At 45.0% G+C, this 18,486-nt stretch carries 8 protein-coding genes, 6 tRNA genes, 5 rRNA genes and 1 pseudogene; 4 read left to right on the forward strand and 16 right to left on the reverse strand.

Annotated features, from left to right (window positions below):
- Nucleotides 1–95: 95 nt before the first annotated feature.
- The 6 genes from nusG to OCV39_RS13630 form a co-directional block, all read right to left on the reverse strand.
- Nucleotides 96–644, reverse strand: a complete 549-nt coding sequence (gene nusG / locus OCV39_RS13605) for a transcription termination/antitermination protein NusG (RefSeq protein ID WP_017053177.1) — start codon at nt 642–644, stop codon at nt 96–98.
- Nucleotides 645–656: 12 nt separating this feature from the next.
- Entirely contained in the window at nt 657–1,034 is a 378-nt protein-coding gene (secE, locus tag OCV39_RS13610; RefSeq protein ID WP_017053176.1) for a preprotein translocase subunit SecE, read from the reverse strand.
- Nucleotides 1,035–1,291: 257 nt separating this feature from the next.
- A complete protein-coding gene (gene tuf, locus OCV39_RS13615; protein ID WP_261888623.1) occupies nt 1,292–2,476 on the reverse strand; it encodes an elongation factor Tu in 1,185 nt (394 codons plus the stop codon).
- 188 nt (nt 2,477–2,664) lie between these two features.
- A tRNA-Gly gene (locus OCV39_RS13620) sits at nt 2,665–2,739 on the reverse strand.
- A gap of 38 nt (nt 2,740–2,777) precedes the next feature.
- Nucleotides 2,778–2,862, reverse strand: a tRNA-Tyr gene (locus OCV39_RS13625).
- Nucleotides 2,863–2,896: 34 nt separating this feature from the next.
- Nucleotides 2,897–2,972 (reverse strand) — tRNA-Thr (locus tag OCV39_RS13630).
- Nucleotides 2,973–3,180: 208 nt separating this feature from the next.
- Here OCV39_RS13630 and coaA point away from each other — a divergent pair.
- A complete protein-coding gene (gene coaA, locus OCV39_RS13635) occupies nt 3,181–4,104 on the forward strand; it encodes a type I pantothenate kinase (RefSeq protein WP_261888624.1) in 924 nt (307 codons plus the stop codon).
- A 27-nt stretch (nt 4,105–4,131) separates the two neighbouring features.
- On the opposite strand, the gene birA is transcribed toward coaA, so the two are convergent.
- Nucleotides 4,132–5,097 (reverse strand): bifunctional biotin--[acetyl-CoA-carboxylase] ligase/biotin operon repressor BirA, encoded by a 966-nt coding sequence (gene birA / locus OCV39_RS13640; RefSeq protein WP_171757551.1) that lies wholly within the window; start codon nt 5,095–5,097, stop codon nt 4,132–4,134.
- On the reverse strand, nt 5,094–6,140 hold the full coding sequence (murB, locus tag OCV39_RS13645; RefSeq protein WP_261888625.1) for a UDP-N-acetylmuramate dehydrogenase: 1,047 nt from the start codon (nt 6,138–6,140) through the stop codon (nt 5,094–5,096). Before murB ends, birA begins: the two co-directional genes overlap by 4 nt.
- Nucleotides 6,141–6,206: 66 nt before the next feature.
- On the opposite strand from murB, the gene OCV39_RS13650 reads away from it, so the two are divergent.
- The 3 genes and pseudogenes from OCV39_RS13650 to OCV39_RS13660 all read left to right on the forward strand — a co-directional run bounded on the left by OCV39_RS13650 (nt 6,207) and on the right by OCV39_RS13660 (nt 9,137).
- Nucleotides 6,207–6,632 carry a GNAT family N-acetyltransferase gene (locus tag OCV39_RS13650; RefSeq protein ID WP_261888626.1) on the forward strand — a complete coding sequence of 142 codons (426 nt, stop codon included), beginning with the start codon at nt 6,207–6,209 and terminating at the stop codon, nt 6,630–6,632.
- 98 nt (nt 6,633–6,730) lie between these two features.
- Nucleotides 6,731–8,071, forward strand: coding sequence for a CDP-diacylglycerol--serine O-phosphatidyltransferase (pssA, locus tag OCV39_RS13655; protein WP_261888627.1), 1,341 nt, complete (start codon nt 6,731–6,733; stop codon nt 8,069–8,071).
- A gap of 231 nt (nt 8,072–8,302) precedes the next feature.
- A pseudogene (locus tag OCV39_RS13660) lies at nt 8,303–9,137 on the forward strand (IS630 family transposase).
- Between the two features lie 77 nt (nt 9,138–9,214).
- Here OCV39_RS13660 and OCV39_RS13665 read toward each other — a convergent pair.
- The 8 genes from OCV39_RS13665 to OCV39_RS13700 form a co-directional block, all read right to left on the reverse strand.
- Nucleotides 9,215–9,291, reverse strand: a tRNA-Asp gene (locus tag OCV39_RS13665).
- A gap of 66 nt (nt 9,292–9,357) precedes the next feature.
- Nucleotides 9,358–9,473, reverse strand: a 5S ribosomal RNA gene (rrf, locus tag OCV39_RS13670).
- 119 nt (nt 9,474–9,592) lie between these two features.
- Nucleotides 9,593–12,483: ribosomal RNA gene (locus tag OCV39_RS13675) — 23S ribosomal RNA — on the reverse strand.
- A 298-nt stretch (nt 12,484–12,781) separates the two neighbouring features.
- Nucleotides 12,782–12,857 (reverse strand) — tRNA-Ala (locus OCV39_RS13680).
- A 39-nt stretch (nt 12,858–12,896) separates the two neighbouring features.
- Nucleotides 12,897–12,973 (reverse strand) — tRNA-Ile (locus OCV39_RS13685).
- Between the two features lie 69 nt (nt 12,974–13,042).
- Nucleotides 13,043–14,587: ribosomal RNA gene (locus OCV39_RS13690) — 16S ribosomal RNA — on the reverse strand.
- A gap of 421 nt (nt 14,588–15,008) precedes the next feature.
- Nucleotides 15,009–15,124, reverse strand: a 5S ribosomal RNA gene (gene rrf, locus OCV39_RS13695).
- Nucleotides 15,125–15,254: 130 nt separating this feature from the next.
- A 23S ribosomal RNA gene (locus tag OCV39_RS13700) occupies nt 15,255–18,145 on the reverse strand.
- Together the 16S, 23S and 5S rRNA genes with 3 tRNA genes alongside form the textbook arrangement of a ribosomal RNA operon.
- Nucleotides 18,146–18,486: the final 341 nt, after the last annotated feature.

Below are 18,486 nucleotides of genomic sequence, written 5' to 3' on the forward strand. Positions count from 1 at the left end.
GCTCCCCGTTTGTAAAATTCTTTTCCGCAATAGCGTAAAAAGGCGCGAAATTATAATCACATTTCACGCCTATAACAAGTCTAAAAGACCAGTTTTTAATCAAGTTTTTCCACTTGACCGAATTCAAGTTCAACAGGCGTAGCACGACCAAAGATCGATACTGACACTTTAATGCGGCTTTTCTCGTAATCTACTGATTCAACTGTACCGTTGAAATCTGCAAATGGACCATCATTAACTCGAACCACTTCACCAGCTTCAAACATCGTTTTAGGACGTGGAGCTTCGCTCGCTTTCTCTAAACGATTCAAGATAGCATCAGCTTCTTTGTCGGTGATTGGTGCCGGACGATCAGAGGTACCACCAATGAAGCCCATAACACGTGGAATGCTACGAACTAAGTGCCATGATTCATCATTCATGATCATTTGCACAAGTACGTAACCAGGGAAGAACTTACGTTCGCTTTTACGACGTTGTCCTGCACGCATTTCTACCACTTCTTCAGTCGGTACAAGTACGTCACCAAAGAATTCTTCCATGTCATGCATTTTAATATGTTCGCGTAACGATTGAGATACACGACCTTCATAACCAGAAAAGGCTTGAACTACATACCAACGTTTTTTTGGAGCTTCACTCATGAATTAGAATCCTCACACACCAGTTGCGAATGCAACAAGACGAACCATAATGCCGTCAATGCCCCATAGCACTAATGCCATTACAATACATACAGCTAATACGATCAACGTAGTTTGCATAGTTTCTTGGCGAGTAGGCCAAACAACTTTGCGAACTTCTACTCGAGATTCTTGAGCAAAAGAGATCGCAGCTTTACCTTTAGTTGTTGTTGCCGCAGTGCCTAATGCACCTGCGATAAGAACAACGACACCTGCAACGCGAATTACTACCGATAATTCACCATACAGGTAATTACCCACAACAGCGGCGGCTAACAGAGCAAAAGCGATAAACCACTTAAAAGTATCTGCTGCACTTGAGCTATCAGGAGTTTCAGCATTTGCTTTCATAAAACCAACCTGTGATAAGTCATAAATATAGACGACAATACCCCGCTGTTGCAGGGCTATTTCCTTGTAACTACTCCAAAACATTCACAGAGCCGCTACTTTATTTATCGATTAAGATAAACTTAACCTTTTTTCTATGCTTTTAAAGTAAAAACTGATGAAAAAACCATCAAATCTACTCTTTTATATAACCTTAAAGGTTAACACAGAAAAAAGGGCATCAAATGATGCCCTTTTTACTAGTAGTTAGTCAAATCTTAAGCAAAGATTTTAGCAACAACACCAGCACCAACTGTACGGCCACCTTCACGGATTGCGAAGCGTAGACCGTCGTCCATTGCGATTGGAGCGATTAGCTCAACCGTCATTTGAACGTTGTCACCAGGCATTACCATTTCAACACCTTCTGGAAGTGTGATATCGCCTGTTACGTCAGTTGTACGGAAGTAGAACTGTGGACGGTAACCTTTGAAGAAAGGAGTGTGACGGCCGCCTTCGTCTTTAGAAAGTACGTATACTTCAGACTCAAACTTAGTATGTGGGTTGATAGAACCTTTAGCAGCAAGTACTTGGCCACGTTCAACGTCATCACGCTTAGTACCACGTAGAAGTGCACCAACGTTCTCACCTGCACGACCTTCGTCAAGCAGTTTACGGAACATTTCAACACCAGTACATGTAGTTACTGTAGTTTCTTTGATACCAACGATTTCTACTTCGTCACCTACGCGTAGGATACCGCGCTCGATACGACCAGTTACAACAGTACCACGACCTTGAATTGAGAATACATCTTCAATAGGAAGTAGGAACGGAAGGTCTACAGCACGCTCTGGAAGAGGAATGTAAGAATCTAGAGCTTCTGCAAGCTCAACGATTTTATCTTCCCACTGTTTTTCGCCGTTTAGAGCGCCAAGAGCAGAACCTTGAATTACTGGAAGATCATCACCAGGGTATTCGTATTCAGAAAGAAGTTCACGAACTTCCATTTCTACTAGCTCAAGAAGCTCTTCATCATCAACCATGTCACATTTGTTCATGAATACGATGATGTAAGGAATACCAACTTGACGACCAAGTAGGATGTGCTCACGAGTTTGTGGCATAGGGCCATCTGTCGCAGCAACAACTAGGATACCACCGTCCATTTGCGCAGCACCAGTGATCATGTTTTTAACATAATCCGCGTGTCCTGGGCAATCTACGTGTGCGTAGTGACGTTCTGGAGTATCGTACTCAACGTGAGAAGTTGCGATTGTGATACCGCGCTCACGCTCTTCTGGAGCGTTATCGATAGATGCGAAGTCTTTAGCTTCACCACCGTACACTTTTGAAAGTGTAGTACAGATAGCAGCAGTTAGAGTTGTTTTACCGTGGTCAACGTGGCCGATAGTACCAACGTTTACGTGCGGTTTCGTACGTTCAAATTTTTCTTTAGACATGAATAGTCCCTCTAGGTACGGATATAAGTGGCTTTGACGACCACGTAACCAAAAAATATGGCAATTAAGTATATATCAAAAGGAAAAGTTTGCTAAAAGCGCGCTGATATTAATGACTCAGTATTGAGGTTTATTTGCCATTATTGAAAAGGACAAATAAACAACTAAGCAAACCAGCGCGTTAGAATTGGAGCGTGCAGCGGGAATCGAACCCGCATCATCAGCTTGGAAGGCTGAGGTAATAGCCATTATACGATGCACGCGATACGCAACTCTTTGGAGCTATTTTACCTTTAGAATATGGTGGAGGGGGACGGATTCGAACCATCGAAGGCAGTGCCGTCAGATTTACAGTCTGATCCCTTTGGCCACTCGGGAACCCCTCCAAATTTTTTAGCTTTTTCTCAATAAAGGAAAAAGTGGTGCCGACTACCGGAGTCGAACTGGTGACCTACTGATTACAAGTCAGTTGCTCTACCTACTGAGCTAAGTCGGCACAAGTGGGGCGCATTCTATTGAATGATTTTCCACCTTGCAATAGCTAAAGCGAAAAAAAATAATATTTTTTCCGAGTTTCTTCTGATACGGCTTATTTTTTACCAATTCAAGCGTTTCATAGAAATTCTAGGCGCATTATTATTTTCATTCTGCTCTTCTTGATGTATTTTCCATTCTCTACGTTTTCATTTATCTAAAGAGTTGATATGAGCCCATTTATGTCTTTTGACCGTTGCCAATGGACGGAGTTAAGAAACTCAGTACCAATGACACTTTCAGAGGATGACTTAGCCGAGCTACAAGGTATCAATGAAAACTTAACCATGAAAGAAGCCGTTGATATCTATCTTCCACTATCAAGGCTACTCAATCTATACGTTGCCGCTCGTCAGAATCGTAATTCAGTACTAGACCAGTTTCTCGGCAATACAGGGCACGCACCACCATTTGTCATTGGCATTGCTGGCAGTGTTGCGGTAGGCAAAAGTACAACCGCTCGACTATTGTGCGCTCTTTTGTCTCGCTGGGAAAACCACCCAAAAGTTGAACTCATCACAACGGATGGATTTCTGTATTCAAACAAGGTGCTTGAGCAACGCAATTTGATGAGCAAAAAAGGATTTCCAGAATCTTATAATACTAAGCGCCTTATCCAATTTGTCTCTGATGTGAAGGCTTGTAAACGCAATGTGCAAGCGCCGATCTACTCACATTTAACTTATGACATCACACCAGAAGTGAAAAATGTTGATTTACCCGATGTGTTAATTATTGAAGGGTTAAATGTGTTGCAAGGGGGGCCGGAACAGAACCAATCTGCCAATCACGTGTTTATATCAGATTTTTTGGATTTCTCTCTTTATGTCGATGCTGATAGCACTCTGATTGAACAGTGGTACATCGAGCGATTTATGAAATTCAGAGACGGTGCATTTGCGAAACCAGGATCTTATTTTAGTCATTACACTCAACTCACTAAACAAGATGCGGAATTGAAAGCCCGAAACATTTGGCAATCCATTAACGGTAAAAACCTTTCAGAAAATATTCAACCCACAAGAGAGAGAGCCCACCTTATTTTGCGTAAAGGAAAAAACCATACGGTAGAGCAAGTTTTATTACGTAAATAGAGCTTGCAGACAATAATCAGTTAAACCTTATATCTCGTGCTTTCTTAACGATATTTCACCACCGATATAGGGTTCTATTCCATTATCTGTCTCAAGTAACACTGCGCCACGGTCATCGATTCCTTTTACAACACCTGTCACTTCCCTTGGTCCAATAAGCAAGCGAACGCTTCTTCCAACAAAGTTATCTAGTCGATTCCATCGTTCTACAAATCCCTTCATCCCAAACTGTTCGTATTCGTTTAGTGCGCTTGTCCAAGAATCAATCAGAGTGGATGCAAGTATATTTCGATCAACTAACTGAGACTCTGCGAGTTCATCTAGAGATGTCCAAGGTTGATCAATACCATCGATATCAGGTCGCATTGAGATATTAAGCCCCATCCCTAGCACTATATGCGCCGCTCCGCCTGCCTGCCCTGACATTTCTACTAATATTCCACCAAGTTTTTTATCTTGGTAATACAGGTCATTTGGCCATTTTAATTTAATCCCTTCGAAACCTAACTGTTCAAGAGCTTCAACCGCTGCGATACCAATAACAAGGCTCAGCCCCATTGCAGCTGCCATACCTGCATCAAGACGCCAGTACATTGATAAATAAAGGTTACTACCGAAAGGTGATATCCATTGCCGTCCTCTTCGGCCACGCCCTTGCGATTGATACTCTGCAAGACAAACTGTCCCTGAATCAATGCTTCCAACTTGATTTAATAAGTACTGATTTGTTGAGTCGATGATAGGTACCAACTCAAAAGGCTGAATTAACCCTTCCGATAATAGCTCTCGATTTAGTAGGTTTAGCGGCTTAGATAGACAGTAACCTTTTCCTTGAACACGATATATATCAAGCCCCCACTCCTGGATCCCATTGATATGTTTACTAATCGCTGCGCGCGAAATACCCAAAAGCTCACCAAGTGTTTCACCTGAATAAAATTTTCCATCAGCAAGTGAGTTCAATATTGATAATTTAACTTGGTGCTCTTTCATGCATTAATACTCGCGATTTCAGTTAGTGTCACTTCTCTCTGCCGACCAATGAAACGAACTTCATGTTCCAACTCTATACCAAACGTATCCTTGACTGTTTGATAAATGTTCGCTGCAAGCTTTATAATATCATCAGCACTTGCATTATCAGAGTTAACTAAAACCAGGGCTTGTTTAGGATGGACTTGAGCACCACCGCATACAACACCTTTGAACGCACATTGATCAATAAGCCACCCTGCCGCAACTTTAAATTGATTATCGAACGGATAAGCCACTAACGAAGGAAATTGACTTAACAAGCCTTCGTATTTTTCACGGCTAATGACCGGGTTCTTAAAAAAGCTTCCAGCATTACCTTGCAGCGCAGGGTCCGGTAACTTTTCCATACGCACTCGACATACTTCATCGAAAATAGCTTTAGGTGATAATTCGTCTACCGATATCTTTTGAAGTGGGCCATATTGATTATTTGGCACCCATCGTTTCGATAGACAAATACCTAGCGCGACGACAACAGCCTTTTGGTATAATTCATGTTTGAAAATAGACTCACGATAGCCAAACTTACATTCTTCGTTTGTTAGGCGTTTGATCTTAAATGTATCAAGGCAAAGAACATCAACATACGTACAGACATCTTTTAGCTCAATACCATAAGCGCCTATATTTTGAACAGGCGCAGATCCCGCACACCCTGGTATTAATGCTAAGTTCTCCAGACCACCAATAGATTGCTCGATTGTCCATTTTACCAGTGTTGGCCAGTCTTCCCCTGCACCAACGTGTAAGTAAAGATCATCTTCATCACGACTAATATCTCGCCCCAAAATTCGATTTACGATCACTACACCATCAAAATAATCGGTAAAAAGAACATTACTCCCTTTACCTAAAACAAGCTTAGGTAAAGCCTCCCATTCAGGATCTTGAAAAACGTCAATTAATTGTTCTATTGACGTCACTTCTACAAGAAAACGAGCTTTCTGCTTAATGCCGAATGTATGATATTTATCTAAATTTACGTCAGGATATGATTGCATGGTCTTTATGAGTTAACTTACACTCATTCAATTCTACATGACTCCAACCAATAGCGCAGTGACTGAATGTCAGAAGTAAAGATAGAACAGCTCGACCCAATCAAAATTCCACTGATCAAAAAATTGTATAAGGATCACTACCCTTCAGCTAAAGCAAAGAAAAGTGAACTTATCGTCACCATTTCAGAATCAAACCAACTTAGTGGTGTCGTGAGATTTAGAGAGATCGAAGATTTCCGGCTGCTAACTGGCATGCTCACGATTCCAGAAAAAAGAGGAATGGGTCTAGCGAATAAGTTGATGGCGCATTGCAAGTCAAATATTCTCACACGAACTGATTATTGTTTCGCATACAGCCACCTTGAACTCTTTTACCAAAAGCATTGTTTTATTCGGGTAGAAGTTGATGACATGCCAAACTCGGTAAAATGCCTCTTTCTCCGATATGTAAACAGTGGGAAAGATCTCATTCCAATGCAATTTGTAGGATAAAAATAAAGATACAACCCGCTTTACTAGTCATATGCTAGTAGTTTTTGGTAAAATTGAAGGTTCGCAATTTTGCATATCTCTAAGGTAAAAAATTCAAGATGATCGCTAATAGAAATCCATTCGAACACTTGCCAACTATCGCGCAAGACCCTAACAAGTTTGAAGTAATTCTATCCGCTAGAGACTTTAGAATTCGTTTATTAGATGCAATTAAGACGGCAAAAAGTCGTATCTACCTTATTGCATTGTATTTAGAGGATGATGAAGCTGGTAGAGAAATTCTGACTGCACTGTACGAAGCCAAACAGCAAAACCCTGGTTTGGATATCAATGTTTGTGTTGACTGGCACCGAGCGCAACGTGGTCTTATTGGCGCGGATTCTTCTGATGGCAATGCGGCAATGTACAAATCTTTCAGCGAAAAATACGAACACAAAGTACCGGTTTACGGTGTCCCTGTTCGAGGTAGAGAAGTCTTTGGTGTTTTACATTTAAAAGGCTTTATTATCGATAACACTGTTATATACAGCGGTGCTAGCCTTAATAATATTTATTTAAATTACCAAGAACGCTATCGATTCGATCGTTACCATACCTTTGAGAATAAAGATCTAGCAAACAGTATGGTAGAGTTCGTGCAATCTGAAATGATCGCAAACTCTGCAGTTAATGATTTAACCGATCGAGATAAACCAAGTACCAAAGAGATTAAGGCTGATATCCGCCAACTTAGAGCGTCACTAGCAAACTCTGAGTATCAATTTGCGCATCAACCTACTGGTGAAAATGAAATTGCAGTAACACCTCTTGTTGGCGTTGGAAAAAGACGCAATAAGTTAAACCAGACAATAAATCATTTAATAGCGGAAGCTAAAGAAGAAGTATTCATCTGTACTCCATACTTCAATTTCCCTAAAAGCATCGGAAAAGAAGTGAAAAAGGCCCTAAAACGTGGTGTAAAAGTCACCATAGTTGTAGGAGATAAAACAGCTAATGATTTCTTTATTTCTCCTGAGGAAGATTTTAAGACAATTGGCGGATTGCCTTATCTGTATGAAGTAAATCTTCGTAGTTTTGCCAAAGCCAATGAAGCTCACATTGCCAGTCGTAATCTATCCATACATTTATGGAAACATGAAGAGAACAGTTTCCACCTTAAAGGTTTGTGGATAGATAAACGCTACATGCTACTCACAGGGAATAATTTAAACCCACGAGCTTGGAAGCTAGATTTAGAAAATGGCATTTTAATTCAAGATCACCATCAGCACCTAGTTGCCAAGTTTTCCTCTGAAGTTGACAATATTTTGCAGCATACCCAGTTAATTTGTACTTATCGTCAGCTAGACAAAGTTGAGCGTTATCCAGATACAGTGCAGAAACTAATTAAAAAAGTCACTCGGGTAAAAGCAGATCGAGTTTTAAAACAAATCCTCTAGACGAAATATCCATGGTAAACAGAAGCACTAAACTTACAAGTTTGGTGCTTTTTTATGCCAAGACTATTAATTAACTTATTACCAATATGATCTAGTTAGAGTTAACTAAGGGTTGAATAGTAATGGATAGGCATAATAATACTAATTCCGTTAATTTTATGATCTAATAAAGACTCTTAAAAGGAGTCCTTATGAAGCATGACTTTCCGAGTTTGATTAATTCCACTTAGAATGCGTTATTTAGCCGTTTCTCACTTTGTTGACGATAAAAATCGCACTAAATAGCTAAGTATCTTAAAGTTAGCAGAGTAAGCGTCAATAAATGGGTCAAAGCATATGTTATCGAGCACGCAGCTAATGAAAGTGGCGACCGCTTTCAAGTGAGAGACATTGGGCTTTATATAGAAAGCCATTTCGATACATCATATAAAAAGTCGGCGCTCTATCAGTTATTACATGACATAGGTCTGAGTTGGATCATTACTCGTTCTAAACATTCTAAGCAGTCAGTTGAAGCCCAAGCAGCTTTAAAAAAAAACCAATCGAAACGACCTGGTCATGTCCCCTTAAAAGATGTTCAAATATGGTTTCAAGACGAGGCTAGATTTGGTCAACGTAATACAACAACGCGAATATGGGCAGCCCCAGAGTAGTACAACAGCAGCAATTTGAGTATGCATACCTTTTCGGAGCTGTATGTGCTGAAGCTATAGTGGTTCCCCTGAGCAATATGGAAGCAATGAAAGAGCAACTCAGATTGATTGCTCAAGCCACACGGGTTGCCAAGCCTGCCGTTGTTATCATGGATCAAGCGAGTTGGCATCAGAGCTATCTTGCAGATGAATTTGAGAGCCTCACCGTCATCCATATCCCACCTTATTCTCCCGAGCTTAACCCTATAGAACAGGTATGGAGTTGGCTCCGTCAAAATGAAGTAGCAAATAGGTGCTTCGAAAACTATGACGATATCGTAGAGACATTATGTGGAGCGTGGCATCGTTTTTGTGAAGATAAAAGCAGAGTCATCTCACTCTGCTTTAGAGATTGGTTAAATCTGACCACTTAATTAACCGAATTGGTATTATTTTCCCAAATGACAAACGTAAAAAGCCCTAATCTTTCGATTAGGGCTTTTAAAATAAGTGGCGGAGTGGACGGGACTCGAACCCGCGACCCCCGGCGTGACAGGCCGGTATTCTAACCAACTGAACTACCACTCCGCAGTGTCTATTCAGCATAAAGCTATTTTTGATTTTACTTTTATTAAAAAGTAAAAATAAATAGGAGCCTGGCGATGTCCTACTCTCACATGGGGAAGCCCCACACTACCATCGGCGCTACTGCGTTTCACTTCTGAGTTCGGCATGGAGTCAGGTGGGTCCGCAACGCTATGGTCGCCAAGCAAATTCTTTCTTCTCTGATTTTCTTTCAGAAAAGTAATCTGGAAAGCTGTTTTCGTTCTCTAAACTCATTCAAGTTTGTCTGTATATATCGAGTCCATCAAAACCCCTTGGGTGTTGTATGGTTAAGCCTCACGGGCAATTAGTACAGGTTAGCTCAATGCCTCGCAGCACTTACACACCCTGCCTATCAACGTTCTAGTCTTGAACAACCCTTTAGGGCACTTAAAGTGCCAGGGAAGACTCATCTCAGGGCTCGCTTCGCGCTTAGATGCTTTCAGCGCTTATCGATTCCGAACTTAGCTACCGGGCAATGCCACTGGCGTGACAACCCGAACACCAGAGGTTCGTCCACTCCGGTCCTCTCGTACTAGGAGCAGCCCCCTTCAATCTTCCAACGCCCACGGCAGATAGGGACCGAACTGTCTCACGACGTTCTAAACCCAGCTCGCGTACCACTTTAAATGGCGAACAGCCATACCCTTGGGACCGACTTCAGCCCCAGGATGTGATGAGCCGACATCGAGGTGCCAAACACCGCCGTCGATATGAACTCTTGGGCGGTATCAGCCTGTTATCCCCGGAGTACCTTTTATCCGTTGAGCGATGGCCCTTCCATTCAGAACCACCGGATCACTATGACCTACTTTCGTACCTGCTCGAATTGTCATTCTCGCAGTCAAGCGGGCTTATGCCATTGCACTAACCACACGATGTCCAACCGTGTTTAGCCCACCTTCGTGCTCCTCCGTTACTCTTTGGGAGGAGACCGCCCCAGTCAAACTACCCACCAGGCACTGTCCGCAATCCCGATAAGGGACCTACGTTAGAACATCAAGCATACAAGGGTGGTATTTCAAGGTTGACTCCACCGCATCTGGCGACGCGGTTTCAAAGTCTCCCACCTATCCTACACATGTAGGGTCAATGTTCAGTGCCAAGCTGTAGTAAAGGTTCACGGGGTCTTTCCGTCTAGCCGCGGGTACACTGCATCTTCACAGCGATTTCAATTTCACTGAGTCTCGGGTGGAGACAGCGTGGCCATCATTACGCCATTCGTGCAGGTCGGAACTTACCCGACAAGGAATTTCGCTACCTTAGGACCGTTATAGTTACGGCCGCCGTTTACCGGGGCTTCGATCAAGAGCTTCGACCGAAGTCTAACCCCATCAATTAACCTTCCGGCACCGGGCAGGCGTCACACCGTATACGTCATCTTACGATTTTGCACAGTGCTGTGTTTTTAATAAACAGTTGCAGCCACCTGGTATCTGCGACTCCTAGTAGCTCCATCCGCAAGGGACTTCACCGCCAAGAGCGTACCTTCTCCCGAAGTTACGGTACCATTTTGCCTAGTTCCTTCACCCGAGTTCTCTCAAGCGCCTTGGTATTCTCTACCCGACCACCTGTGTCGGTTTGGGGTACGATTTCTTATAATCTGAAGCTTAGAGGCTTTTCCTGGAAGTATGGCATCAATGACTTCACACCCGTAGGTGCTCGACATCGTGTCTCAGCCTAACAAGAGTCCGGATTTACCTAAACTCTTAGCCTACGCACTTGAACCTGGACAACCGTCGCCAGGCCCACCTAGCCTTCTCCGTCCCCCCATCGCAATTATAAGAAGTACGGGAATATTAACCCGTTTCCCATCGACTACGCTTTTCAGCCTCGCCTTAGGGGTCGACTTACCCTGCCCCGATTAACGTTGGACAGGAACCCTTGGTCTTCCGGCGTGGGAGTTTTTCACTCCCATTATCGTTACTCATGTCAGCATTCGCACTTCTGATACGTCCAGCAGCCCTTACGAACCACCTTCAACCGCTTACAGAACGCTCCCCTACCCCACACACCTAAGTGTGCAGCCGCAGCTTCGGTTTATTACTTAGCCCCGTTACATCTTCCGCGCAGGCCGACTCGACCAGTGAGCTATTACGCTTTCTTTAAATGATGGCTGCTTCTAAGCCAACATCCTGGCTGTCTGAGCCTTCCCACATCGTTTCCCACTTAGTAATAATTTGGGACCTTAGCTGGCGGTCTGGGTTGTTTCCCTCTTCACGACGGACGTTAGCACCCGCCGTGTGTCTCCCGGATAGTACTTACTGGTATTCGGAGTTTGCAAAGGGTTGGTAAGTCGGGATGACCCCCTAGCCTTAACAGTGCTCTACCCCCAGTAGTATTCGTCCGAGGCTCTACCTAAATAGATTTCGGGGAGAACCAGCTATCTCCGAGTTTGATTGGCCTTTCACCCCTAGCCACAAGTCATCCGCTAATTTTTCAACATTAGTCGGTTCGGTCCTCCAGTTGATGTTACTCAACCTTCAACCTGCCCATGGCTAGATCACTCGGTTTCGGGTCTATATCCAGAGACTGTGTCGCCCAGTTAAGACTCGGTTTCCCTACGGCTCCCCTAAACGGTTAACCTTGCCACTGAATATAAGTCGCTGACCCATTATACAAAAGGTACGCAGTCACACCACGAAGGTGCTCCTACTGCTTGTACGTACACGGTTTCAGGTTCTATTTCACTCCCCTCACAGGGGTTCTTTTCGCCTTTCCCTCACGGTACTGGTTCACTATCGGTCAGTCAGTAGTATTTAGCCTTGGAGGATGGTCCCCCCATATTCAGACAGGATATCACGTGTCCCGCCCTACTCGATTTCACTGATTATGATGCGTCGGTTACGGGGCTATCACCCTTTGCTGCGACACTTTCCAGAGTCTTCACCTGCATCATTAAAAGCTTAAGGGCTAATCCAATTTCGCTCGCCGCTACTTTCGGAATCTCGGTTGATTTCTCTTCCTTCGGGTACTTAGATGTTTCAGTTCCCCGAGTTCGCCTCGTTACGCTATGTATTCACGTAACGATACTAGCTTATGCTAGTGGGTTTCCCCATTCGGAAATCCCAGACTCAAAAGACTTTTACTGTCTAATCTGGGCTTATCGCAAGTTAATACGTCCTTCATCGCCTCTGACTGCCAAGGCATCCACCGTGTACGCTTAGTCACTTAACCATACAACCCGAAAGGGTCTTGTGTATGGCAACTAACCAAGGTTTTTGGTTGTCATTAAGAAGGGTTAATTCTCAATGACTGTTTGCCGGACTCAATAATGGAACAATGTAAACATTGTTCCGAATACAAGACACTTGAATGTGTTTGTGTGTTTATCAATGAAGATAAACATTGAGAACTTTTAAATTTGATTTGAGTTACTCGTAAGTAATCAAATCAGTCAGCTTTCCAAATTGTTAAAGAGCTTGATTTCTTTCGAAACCATTTTTAAAGATTCTTAAGGAAAAACCCTTAAAGATGGTGGAGCTATGCGGGATCGAACCGCAGACCTCCTGCGTGCAAGGCAGGCGCTCTCCCAGCTGAGCTATAGCCCCATCTGTATTTGTCGATATTGTTCCAAACCTAAAAAGGATTGGTGGGTCTGAGTGGACTTGAACCACCGACCTCCCGCTTATCAGGCGAGCGCTCTAACCAGCTGAGCTACAGACCCAATATCGTCTCTTTTACTTTTTAAACCTAATCAATCTGTGTGGGTACTCATCGTGAAAATCTTCGTATATAAGGAGGTGATCCAGCCCCAGGTTCCCCTAGGGCTACCTTGTTACGACTTCACCCCAGTCATGAACCACAAAGTGGTGAGCGTCCTCCCCGAAAGGTTAAACTACCCACTTCTTTTGCAGCCCACTCCCATGGTGTGACGGGCGGTGTGTACAAGGCCCGGGAACGTATTCACCGTAGCATTCTGATCTACGATTACTAGCGATTCCGACTTCATGGAGTCGAGTTGCAGACTCCAATCCGGACTACGACGCACTTTTTGGGATTCGCTCACTATCGCTAGCTTGCTGCCCTCTGTATGCGCCATTGTAGCACGTGTGTAGCCCTACTCGTAAGGGCCATGATGACTTGACGTCGTCCCCACCTTCCTCCGGTTTATCACCGGCAGTCTCCCTGGAGTTCCCGACATTACTCGCTGGCAAACAAGGATAAGGGTTGCGCTCGTTGCGGGACTTAACCCAACATTTCACAACACGAGCTGACGACAGCCATGCAGCACCTGTCTCAGAGTTCCCGAAGGCACACCTGCGTCTCCGCTGGCTTCTCTGGATGTCAAGAGTAGGTAAGGTTCTTCGCGTTGCATCGAATTAAACCACATGCTCCACCGCTTGTGCGGGCCCCCGTCAATTCATTTGAGTTTTAATCTTGCGACCGTACTCCCCAGGCGGTCTACTTAACGCGTTAGCTCCGAAAGCCACGGCTCAAGGCCACAACCTCCAAGTAGACATCGTTTACGGCGTGGACTACCAGGGTATCTAATCCTGTTTGCTCCCCACGCTTTCGCATCTGAGTGTCAGTATCTGTCCAGGGGGCCGCCTTCGCCACTGGTATTCCTTCAGATCTCTACGCATTTCACCGCTACACCTGAAATTCTACCCCCCTCTACAGTACTCTAGTCCGCCAGTTTCAAATGCAGTTCCGAGGTTGAGCCCCGGGCTTTCACATCTGACTTAACGAACCACCTGCATGCGCTTTACGCCCAGTAATTCCGATTAACGCTCGCACCCTCCGTATTACCGCGGCTGCTGGCACGGAGTTAGCCGGTGCTTCTTCTGTCGCTAACGTCAAATGATGCTGCTATTAACAACACCACCTTCCTCACGACTGAAAGTACTTTACAACCCGAAGGCCTTCTTCATACACGCGGCATGGCTGCATCAGGCTTGCGCCCATTGTGCAATATTCCCCACTGCTGCCTCCCGTAGGAGTCTGGACCGTGTCTCAGTTCCAGTGTGGCTGATCATCCTCTCAGACCAGCTAGGGATCGTCGCCTTGGTGAGCCATTACCTCACCAACTAGCTAATCCCACCTAGGCATATCCTGACGCGAGAGGCCCGAAGGTCCCCCTCTTTGGCCCGAAGGCATTATGCGGTATTAGCCATCGTTTCCAATGGTTATCCCCCACATCAGGGCAATTTCCTAGGCATTACTCACCCGTCCGCCGCTCGACGCCGAAGTAGCAAGCTACTTCTCGTTTCCGCTCGACTTGCATGTGTTAGGCCTGCCGCCAGCGTTCAATCTGAGCCATGATCAAACTCTTCAATTAAAGTTTTTTGCATCCTAAGATGCGGCTCAATGAATACTGACTTCAAAACTAATATTCATTCGAAAATGAACATGTAATTCTAAAGCTATTACCATTCCAACAGAATGGTAATGAATTGACTGTGCCGAATAACTACAAGTAGTTAAACGTATTGGTCACTCAGTTCATTGAAATCAATTTTGTTACCGAAGTAACTGTTATTACGCTCTTTCGAAAAAGAACCAATAACGTTTTGATATTCATCAACGAGTGCCCACACAGATTGATAGGTTTAAATTGTTAAAGAGCTTTGCTTTCAGTGCCTTAGCACGTAAGCAGGACGCGTATAATACGCCTTCCACTTTGAAAGTCAACATAAAACTCTAAGAAACTTAGAACTCTATGGTGACTTGTCTATTAAATAGACAAAGTCGAAATTAAAGCCTGGCGATGTCCTACTCTCACATGGGGAAGCCCCACACTACCATCGGCGCTACTGCGTTTCACTTCTGAGTTCGGCATGGAATCAGGTGGGTCCGCAACGCTATGGTCGCCAAGCAAATTCTTTTTCTACTTTCAGCTTTTAAAAAAGCTAAAGGTAAAATAATTCGGAAAGCTGTTTTCGTTCTCTAAACTCATTCAAGTTTGTCTGTATATATCGAGTCCATCAAAACCCCTTGGGTGTTGTATGGTTAAGCCTCACGGGCAATTAGTACAGGTTAGCTCAATGCCTCGCAGCACTTACACACCCTGCCTATCAACGTTCTAGTCTTGAACAACCCTTTAGGGCACTTAAAGTGCCAGGGAAGACTCATCTCAGGGCTCGCTTCGCGCTTAGATGCTTTCAGCGCTTATCGATTCCGAACTTAGCTACCGGGCAATGCCACTGGCGTGACAACCCGAACACCAGAGGTTCGTCCACTCCGGTCCTCTCGTACTAGGAGCAGCCCCCTTCAATCTTCCAACGCCCACGGCAGATAGGGACCGAACTGTCTCACGACGTTCTAAACCCAGCTCGCGTACCACTTTAAATGGCGAACAGCCATACCCTTGGGACCGACTTCAGCCCCAGGATGTGATGAGCCGACATCGAGGTGCCAAACACCGCCGTCGATATGAACTCTTGGGCGGTATCAGCCTGTTATCCCCGGAGTACCTTTTATCCGTTGAGCGATGGCCCTTCCATTCAGAACCACCGGATCACTATGACCTACTTTCGTACCTGCTCGAATTGTCATTCTCGCAGTCAAGCGGGCTTATGCCATTGCACTAACCACACGATGTCCAACCGTGTTTAGCCCACCTTCGTGCTCCTCCGTTACTCTTTGGGAGGAGACCGCCCCAGTCAAACTACCCACCAGGCACTGTCCGCAATCCCGATAAGGGACCTACGTTAGAACATCAAGCATACAAGGGTGGTATTTCAAGGTTGACTCCACCGCATCTGGCGACGCGGTTTCAAAGTCTCCCACCTATCCTACACATGTAGGGTCAATGTTCAGTGCCAAGCTGTAGTAAAGGTTCACGGGGTCTTTCCGTCTAGCCGCGGGTACACTGCATCTTCACAGCGATTTCAATTTCACTGAGTCTCGGGTGGAGACAGCGTGGCCATCATTACGCCATTCGTGCAGGTCGGAACTTACCCGACAAGGAATTTCGCTACCTTAGGACCGTTATAGTTACGGCCGCCGTTTACCGGGGCTTCGATCAAGAGCTTCGACCGAAGTCTAACCCCATCAATTAACCTTCCGGCACCGGGCAGGCGTCACACCGTATACGTCATCTTACGATTTTGCACAGTGCTGTGTTTTTAATAAACAGTTGCAGCCACCTGGTATCTGCGACTCCTAGTAGCTCCATCCGCAAGGGACTTCACCGCCAAGAGCGTACCTTCTCCCGAAGTTACGGTACCATTTTGCCTAGTTCCTTCACCCGAGTTCTCTCAAGCGCCTTGGTATTCTCTACCCGACCACCTGTGTCGGTTTGGGGTACGATTTCTTATAATCTGAAGCTTAGAGGCTTTTCCTGGAAGTATGGCATCAATGACTTCACACCCGTAGGTGCTCGACATCGTGTCTCAGCCTAACAAGAGTCCGGATTTACCTAAACTCTTAGCCTACGCACTTGAACCTGGACAACCGTCGCCAGGCCCACCTAGCCTTCTCCGTCCCCCCATCGCAATTATAAGAAGTACGGGAATATTAACCCGTTTCCCATCGACTACGCTTTTCAGCCTCGCCTTAGGGGTCGACTTACCCTGCCCCGATTAACGTTGGACAGGAACCCTTGGTCTTCCGGCGTGGGAGTTTTTCACTCCCATTATCGTTACTCATGTCAGCATTCGCACTTCTGATACGTCCAGCAGCCCTTACGAACCACCTTCAACCGCTTACAGAACGCTCCCCTACCCCACACACCTAAGTGTGCAGCCGCAGCTTCGGTTTATTACTTAGCCCCGTTACATCTTCCGCGCAGGCCGACTCGACCAGTGAGCTATTACGCTTTCTTTAAATGATGGCTGCTTCTAAGCCAACATCCTGGCTGTCTGAGCCTTCCCACATCGTTTCCCACTTAGTAATAATTTGGGACCTTAGCTGGCGGTCTGGGTTGTTTCCCTCTTCACGACGGACGTTAGCACCCGCCGTGTGTCTCCCGGATAGTACTTACTGGTATTCGGAGTTTGCAAAGGGTTGGTAAGTCGGGATGACCCCCTAGCCTTAACAGTGCTCTACCCCCAGTAGTATTCGTCCGAGGCTCTACCTAAATAGATTTCGGGGAGAACCAGCTATCTCCGAGTTTGATTGGCCTTTCACCCCTAGCCACAAGTCATCCGCTAATTTTTCAACATTAGTCGGTTCGGTCCTCCAGTTGATGTTACTCAACCTTCAACCTGCCCATGGCTAGATCACTCGGTTTCGGGTCTATATCCAGAGACTGTGTCGCCCAGTTAAGACTCGGTTTCCCTACGGCTCCCCTAAACGGTTAACCTTGCCACTGAATATAAGTCGCTGACCCATTATACAAAAGGTACGCAGTCACACCACGAAGGTGCTCCTACTGCTTGTACGTACACGGTTTCAGGTTCTATTTCACTCCCCTCACAGGGGTTCTTTTCGCCTTTCCCTCACGGTACTGGTTCACTATCGGTCAGTCAGTAGTATTTAGCCTTGGAGGATGGTCCCCCCATATTCAGACAGGATATCACGTGTCCCGCCCTACTCGATTTCACTGATTATGATGCGTCGGTTACGGGGCTATCACCCTTTGCTGCGACACTTTCCAGAGTCTTCACCTGCATCATTAAAAGCTTAAGGGCTAATCCAATTTCGCTCGCCGCTACTTTCGGAATCTCGGTTGATTTCTCTTCCTTCGGGTACTTAGATGTTTCAGTTCCCCGAGTTCGCCTCGTTACGCTATGTATTCACGTAACGATACTAGCTTATGCTAGTGGGTTTCCCCATTCGGAAATCCCAGACTCAAAAGACTTTTACTGTCTAATCTGGGCTTATCGCAAGTTAATACGTCCTTCATCGCCTCTGACTGCCAAGGCATCCACCGTGTACGCTTAGTCACTTAACCATACAACCCGAAAGGGTCTTGTGTATGGCAACTAACCAAGGTTTTTGGTTGTCATTAAGAAGGGTTAATTCTCAATGACTGTTTGCCGGACTCAATAATGGAACAATGTAAACATTGTTCCGAATACAAGACACTTGAATGTGTTTGTGTGTTTATCAATGAAGATAAACATTGAGAACTTTTAAATTTGATTTGAGTTACTCGTAAGTAATCAAATCAGTCAGCTTTCCAAATTGTTAAAGAGCATAAAGCACAAAAGCTTTAATCAATAACCGAAGTCATTCATTAAAGCTCTGCTTTAACTTATCTAAACCTAATCAATCTGTGTGGGTACTCATCGT

Source organism: Vibrio cortegadensis, from assembly GCF_024347395.1.
Taxonomy (GTDB): Bacteria; Pseudomonadota; Gammaproteobacteria; order Enterobacterales; family Vibrionaceae; genus Vibrio; species Vibrio cortegadensis.

Coding starts and splice junctions, on each gene's coding strand:
- nusG (WP_017053177.1), bottom strand. CDS start 644: ATGAGTGAAGCTCCAAAAAAACGTTGGTATGTAGTTCAAGCCTTTTCT.
- secE (WP_017053176.1), bottom strand. CDS start 1,034: ATGAAAGCAAATGCTGAAACTCCTGATAGCTCAAGTGCAGCAGATACT.
- tuf (WP_261888623.1), bottom strand. CDS start 2,476: ATGTCTAAAGAAAAATTTGAACGTACGAAACCGCACGTAAACGTTGGT.
- coaA (WP_261888624.1), top strand. CDS start 3,181: ATGAGCCCATTTATGTCTTTTGACCGTTGCCAATGGACGGAGTTAAGA.
- birA (WP_171757551.1), bottom strand. CDS start 5,097: ATGAAAGAGCACCAAGTTAAATTATCAATATTGAACTCACTTGCTGAT.
- murB (WP_261888625.1), bottom strand. CDS start 6,140: ATGCAATCATATCCTGACGTAAATTTAGATAAATATCATACATTCGGC.
- OCV39_RS13650 (WP_261888626.1), top strand. CDS start 6,207: ATGTCAGAAGTAAAGATAGAACAGCTCGACCCAATCAAAATTCCACTG.
- pssA (WP_261888627.1), top strand. CDS start 6,731: ATGATCGCTAATAGAAATCCATTCGAACACTTGCCAACTATCGCGCAA.